5 protein-coding genes are annotated in these 4,826 nt (G+C 72.8%); 1 reads left to right on the top strand and 4 read right to left on the bottom strand.

Annotated elements, in window-relative coordinates; all coding sequences use genetic code 11:
* Window positions 1–250 precede the first annotated feature (250 nt).
* The 4 genes from ACZ5PB_RS15675 to ACZ5PB_RS15660 all read right to left on the bottom strand — a co-directional run bounded on the left by ACZ5PB_RS15675 (window position 251) and on the right by ACZ5PB_RS15660 (window position 4,296).
* Window positions 251–835, bottom strand: a complete 585-nt coding sequence (locus ACZ5PB_RS15675) for a DUF2567 domain-containing protein (RefSeq protein ID WP_468691401.1) — start codon at window positions 833–835, stop codon at window positions 251–253.
* 218 nt (window positions 836–1,053) lie between these two features.
* Window positions 1,054–1,851 carry an ABC transporter permease gene (locus ACZ5PB_RS15670; protein ID WP_468691570.1) on the bottom strand — a complete coding sequence of 266 codons (798 nt, stop codon included), beginning with the start codon at window positions 1,849–1,851 and terminating at the stop codon, window positions 1,054–1,056.
* Between the two features lie 50 nt (window positions 1,852–1,901).
* Window positions 1,902–2,888, bottom strand: coding sequence for an ABC transporter ATP-binding protein (locus tag ACZ5PB_RS15665; protein WP_468691568.1), 987 nt, complete (start codon window positions 2,886–2,888; stop codon window positions 1,902–1,904).
* A gap of 112 nt (window positions 2,889–3,000) precedes the next feature.
* The gene (locus ACZ5PB_RS15660) at window positions 3,001–4,296 is read right to left on the bottom strand and encodes an NYN domain-containing protein (protein ID WP_468691400.1); all 1,296 of its coding nucleotides are present in this window, start codon (window positions 4,294–4,296) and stop codon (window positions 3,001–3,003) included.
* Between the two features lie 254 nt (window positions 4,297–4,550).
* Between ACZ5PB_RS15660 and ACZ5PB_RS15655 the strand changes: the two genes are divergently transcribed.
* On the top strand, window positions 4,551–4,718 hold the full coding sequence (locus ACZ5PB_RS15655) for a hypothetical protein (RefSeq protein ID WP_468691399.1): 168 nt from the start codon (window positions 4,551–4,553) through the stop codon (window positions 4,716–4,718).
* Window positions 4,719–4,826 lie beyond the last annotated feature (108 nt).

The raw sequence follows: 4,826 nt of genomic DNA, 5'->3' as shown, positions 1-4,826 counted from the left end.
TTTTTTTTTTTTTTGCTCGCGGTTTCCCCCCTCCGTGGCGTCTGAGGTGTTGGGGGCCCCCCCCGCGGCGCTGGGCACGAGTGGTTGTCTTTGGGGGCGCGGGGAACTGCGCGAGCAACCACACTCGACCCGCGCGTAACGAACCCCCGGCCCCGCGGCCAGCGGTCTAGGGAAGGGGCGGGGAGGGGCAAAGCCCGCCGCAGGCGCGACGCCGCACAACAGGTCCGGGCCGCGCGCCAAGGCCCCCGCCCTACTCCGGAGGCCGAGCCCCCTGCTCCCCCGAACCCGACTCCCTCTCCCCCTGCGGCTGCGAATCCGCTGGCATCCCGTAATACCCCCACTCCGGCTCAGGATCCCGAACCCCCCAAACCGCCGTAAGCCCCAAATGCACCAGCACAGCCGCAAACGGCCACACCAGCAACACCCCCATCGCCCCCATCTTCAACGGCGCGTCGAAGGCCACCCCGGCCCCCACCACCTTCGCCGCCGCGACGACGTCCGACGAAGGCCCGAACCAGTGCTCCCCCGTCAGCCACCCCACCGCCGACCCCAGCAGCCCGCCCAGCAGCAGCCCGATCACCAACGGAATCCCGCCCCGCCGGTACAACAGAAAAACAACCACCGCACTGATCAGCCCGAGAGCAATGCCCAGCAGAGCGAAGACCGCGTCCGCCCCGGCCGCTTCCTCGCCCTCGGTGTCCTTCAGAAAGACGGCCTTGTCGGTCGAAACCAGCGGCACCTTCGGCGCCAGCCAGGCCCACAGCAGCCCCAGCGCCACCCCGGCCACCGCCATGATCAGCATCACCACCGCACCGCGCACGATCTCCGTGCCCAACCCGGGATCCCCCGAATCATCGGCACTGGACCCGGACCCGCGTCCGGAACCAGGCCCGGCCCCGGAAGCGGCCTTGTCGTACGGCTCCCCGTACCCGGCCGGCGTCTGCCAGGGGTCGTGGGGCGAGGGCTGGTGAGGCGGTGTCAGAGGTGCGGTCACCCTGACATCGTGCCAGGCACCCCCGGGGCCCGCCTCACCGGACGCCCCACCCGGCCGCCTCAGCGCACCGCTGCCCGCCGGTAGGCCCACGTGGCCACGGCGAGGGACACCACGCCCACCCCCGCGCACACCGCGAGGTCCACCCCGACCGCCGCCCAGTCAGGATGCGCGTCGAAGGTCCGGGCGAAGGCTTCCACGCCGTACGTCGAGGGCAGCAGATCACGGGCGTACGAGATCACCGCAGGCATCCGCTCGGCGGGCAGCACGCCGAGCAGCAGCGCTGCCGACATCCCCAACTGCCCGAGCAGCGTGGCCAGTTCGGGCCTCGGCGCCAGTAGCCCCAGCGCCGCCCCGAGCCCGGCCAGCGCCGCCCCGGCCAGCGGGATCACCGCCACCAACACCCACAGGTGCCCGACCGGCAGTCCGAAGAGCGCGCACCCGATGCCCGCCGTGACGAGCGTCCCGGGCACGGTGAAGGAGGCGTACGCCCCGGCCGCCCCGAGCACCACGGCGGCGGGCGGCACCGGCAGCGTCGCGTAGTGGTCGAGCCCGCCGCTGGCCCGCAGCTGCCCGAAGTACTGGGCCAGCAGGTTCAGCCCCACGAAGGCGACGACCAGCACGCTCGACCCGGCCACCACGGCACGCGCCTCGGCGCCCCCGTCCACGACCCCGCGCATCAGGATCATGATCCCGACGGACTGGAAGGTCGCCACGAAGAGCAGCGGAATGCGCGCCACCCGGGCCCGGGACAGCTGCGCCCGGTACACGGCGGCCAGCGAAGGCAGGAACCGCGCCCGAGGCGCCAGCTCGGCGGCACCCGCACCCGCACCCGCAGCCCCGGCACCCCGCACATCCACCGGAACACCGGCGGCCACAGCCGCACCCGCCTCGACGCCCGACACCGTACTCACGCCTTGACCAGCCCTTCCGTACGCCCGCCACCGAGCGCGAGGTACACGTCCTCCAGGCTCGGGGTGGCCAGCGTGAAGTCGTCGAGGGAGGCGAAAGCGGCGCCCCCGGTGACCGCGGCGACCGCGGCCCGTGCCTCGTCCGGCGCCAGCCGCAGCACCCAGCGGCGCCCGGACTCCTGCAGCCTGCCGTCTCCCAGACCGCGCAGCGCGGCCACTTCGGGCACCTCCAGCGGGGCCCGTTCCCGCCACACCAGTTCCACCCGTACCTCGTCGGCGACCTGCGCCTTGAGCCCGGCCGGGGTGTCGCAGGCGATGACCCGCCCGCGCTCCAGGACCGCGACCCGGTCGAGGACGGTCTCCGCCTCGATGACGTTGTGGGTGACCAGCAGCACCGTCGCACCGCGCTCGGCCCGCCGCCGGTCGACGGCGGCCCACACCGCGCGCCGGGCGACGGGGTCCATGCCGGTGGTGGGTTCGTCCAGGACCAGCACCGGCCGCTCGCCGACCAGTACGGTCGCGAAGCACGCCAGCCGCCGCTGCCCGCCGGAGAGTTTCTTGAGGGCCTTGCCCGCGATCGGGGTCAGCCCGAGTTCTTCGAGTACGTCGTCGCGCTCGGCCCGCGCCTCCCGGGCGCTCAGCCCGCGCAGCCGGCCCGTCGTCTCCACGGCCAGCGCCACGGTCAGCTCGTCGAGCGCGGTGCTCTCCTGGCCGAGGTAGCCGAGCAGCCTGGCGGCCCGCTCGGGGTGGCGCACGAGGTCGTGGCCCAGGACGTCGACCCGGCCGGAGTCCGGCCGCATCAGCCCGGTCAGCTGTCGTACGAGGGTGGTCTTGCCCGCCCCGTTGGGCCCGAGCAGCCCGAAGATCTCGCCCCGCCCGACGGTCAGCGAGATGCCGTCGCTGGCCCGTACCTCGGGCACGGCGGGCGCTCCGCGCCGGGCGCGCGCCGCGGGATAGACCTTGACCAGGTCCTCGACCGCGCACACCGCGGCCCGCTCGCGCGGCGGCGTCGTCGCCCCCGCTGTCACCCTTGCTGCGCCCGTACTCACGAGCCACGAGCCTACGCGGTACCAAAGTCCCAAAACGCCCCCGGGGCCGTTATTCCGGGACCGCCACGTGCTCGGCCGCCGCCCGTACGTCGATCTCGCGCCAGAACCCGGCCCGGATCGCGTACCTGTCGTGCTCGTCGATCTGGTCGTCCTTGTGGGCGAGCAGTCCGAACCGGGCCGCGTACCGCAGCAGTTCGCCGTCGATGCGGTGCGGGATGCGGGGGTACATGGTGGAGAGCTTCTGGGTGTGGCCCGGTTCCGGCAGCCGTTCCATCCAGCGGCGGGCGAAGACCTGCCCCACCTCGAAGGGGTCGCCGCCGACCGTGGTGATGTCCTCTTCGCGGTCCGCCCAGCGCTGCTCGGCGCTGGTGAGCTGGGCGAGGGTGGGCAGCGAGGCCGTTTCGGGAGGCTCGCCCAGTGAGGGGCCGCCCGGGCGCTCGGCCCAGCCCTTGTCGGAGGACCAGCGCAGGGTGGCGTTGGCCGGGTGCGGGGTCGCCGGGTGCTGCGGGTGCTGGGCCGGCTGGATGCCGGGGCCGCGCAGCCCGGCCAGGTCCTTGGGGGTGGGCACTCCCCTGCCGGTGCCGGCGGTGGGTGCCTCGGTGCCGTTGCGGGCGGGGGCCGGTGCGGGGCCCGCGCCGTTGCGGGAGGCCGCTTCGGCCTGGGCCTGCGCCTCCACCCTGGCCTGCGCCTCCGCCTGCGCGGCGAGTGCGGACTCGGGCAGCGGCGCGGAGAGGATGGCGGCGATCTCGGGGCGGGGCACCGGCGGCGGGGCGCAGATGCCGCCGTACTCCTTGGCCCGTACCGCCCTGGTGATCCACACCCGGTCCAGGACGCGGCGCTCGTCGGCCTCCGCGACCAGGTCCTCGGACTGGTTGTAGTCGCCGTCGGCGGCCTGCACCGCCCACAGGTGGACGGCCACGCCGTGTTCCTTGGCGGACATCAGGCCGGGTAGCAGATCACCGTCGCCGGTGACCAGGACGATGTCGGAGCATGCGCGATTTCTGGCCAGCTCGGTGAGTTCCGCGTGCATGGCCGCGTCGACGCCCTTCTGGGCCCAGCGGCCGTCGCTGCGGGTCAGGGCACCCAGCCGGACGGTGACCCGGGGCATCACGCGCAGCCGGCGGTGCTCCGGCTGGGGGACCCGGTCGGGGGCGCCGTCGAACCAGTAGATGCGCAGCAGCGGCTGCTGCGTATCGGCCTCGGCGCGTTCGCGCAGGCCCTGGATGAGGGCAGCGTGATCGACGGTGATGCGCGAGCGGGCCGGCTCCCCGGCCAGCAGACTCGCGGCGGCGCCCAGCAAGTAGCCGGCGTCCACCAGGACGACGCAGCGGTCCACGCGTTCCACCCTCTTTCTGGAACCTCGGAAAATAACAAGGATCGGCAGGCATACGGGTTTCTATCGAGTCTGCCCGACCTCGCGAGGCTTAACGGCCGGAACTCGATCATCGGCGCGGCGGGAAGCGAAGTTGCCTCGGAAGTTACTCCCGATGGCGTCCCGGTACGAACGATTACGTACGGCAATGATCCAAAATGCGCGGAATGCCCCACTGTGTTTGTCTGGTCGCGGCCCTGGCACCGAGACCTTTCAGGAGGCATCCCATGGCCAAGAACAAGAACAGCCGCAAGCAGCCCTCGCAGCAGGACCGTGCTGAGCAGCAGGCCGAGAAGAGCAGCTCCTTCGAGGCCCAGACGCAGCCGCAGTCCCCCGCGCAGGGCAGCCCGGCCGATGTGGCGCGCAAGCACCAGCGCCGTTTTGGGCACAACTGATCACAGTAATGAGCAGGAGGCGGGGGGGGGGGGGGGGGGGGGGGGGGGGGGGTGTTTTTTTTTTTTTTTTTCCCCACCAACCGGGCCCCCCGAAAAACCCCCGGCCCC

This window comes from Streptomyces sp. NPDC032721 (assembly GCF_055579625.1).
Note: the sequence above shows the minus strand (reverse complement) of the source record. Positions and strands in the feature narration are given on the sequence as shown.

Coding starts and splice junctions, on each gene's coding strand:
- ACZ5PB_RS15655 (WP_468691399.1), top strand. CDS start 4,551: ATGGCCAAGAACAAGAACAGCCGCAAGCAGCCCTCGCAGCAGGACCGT.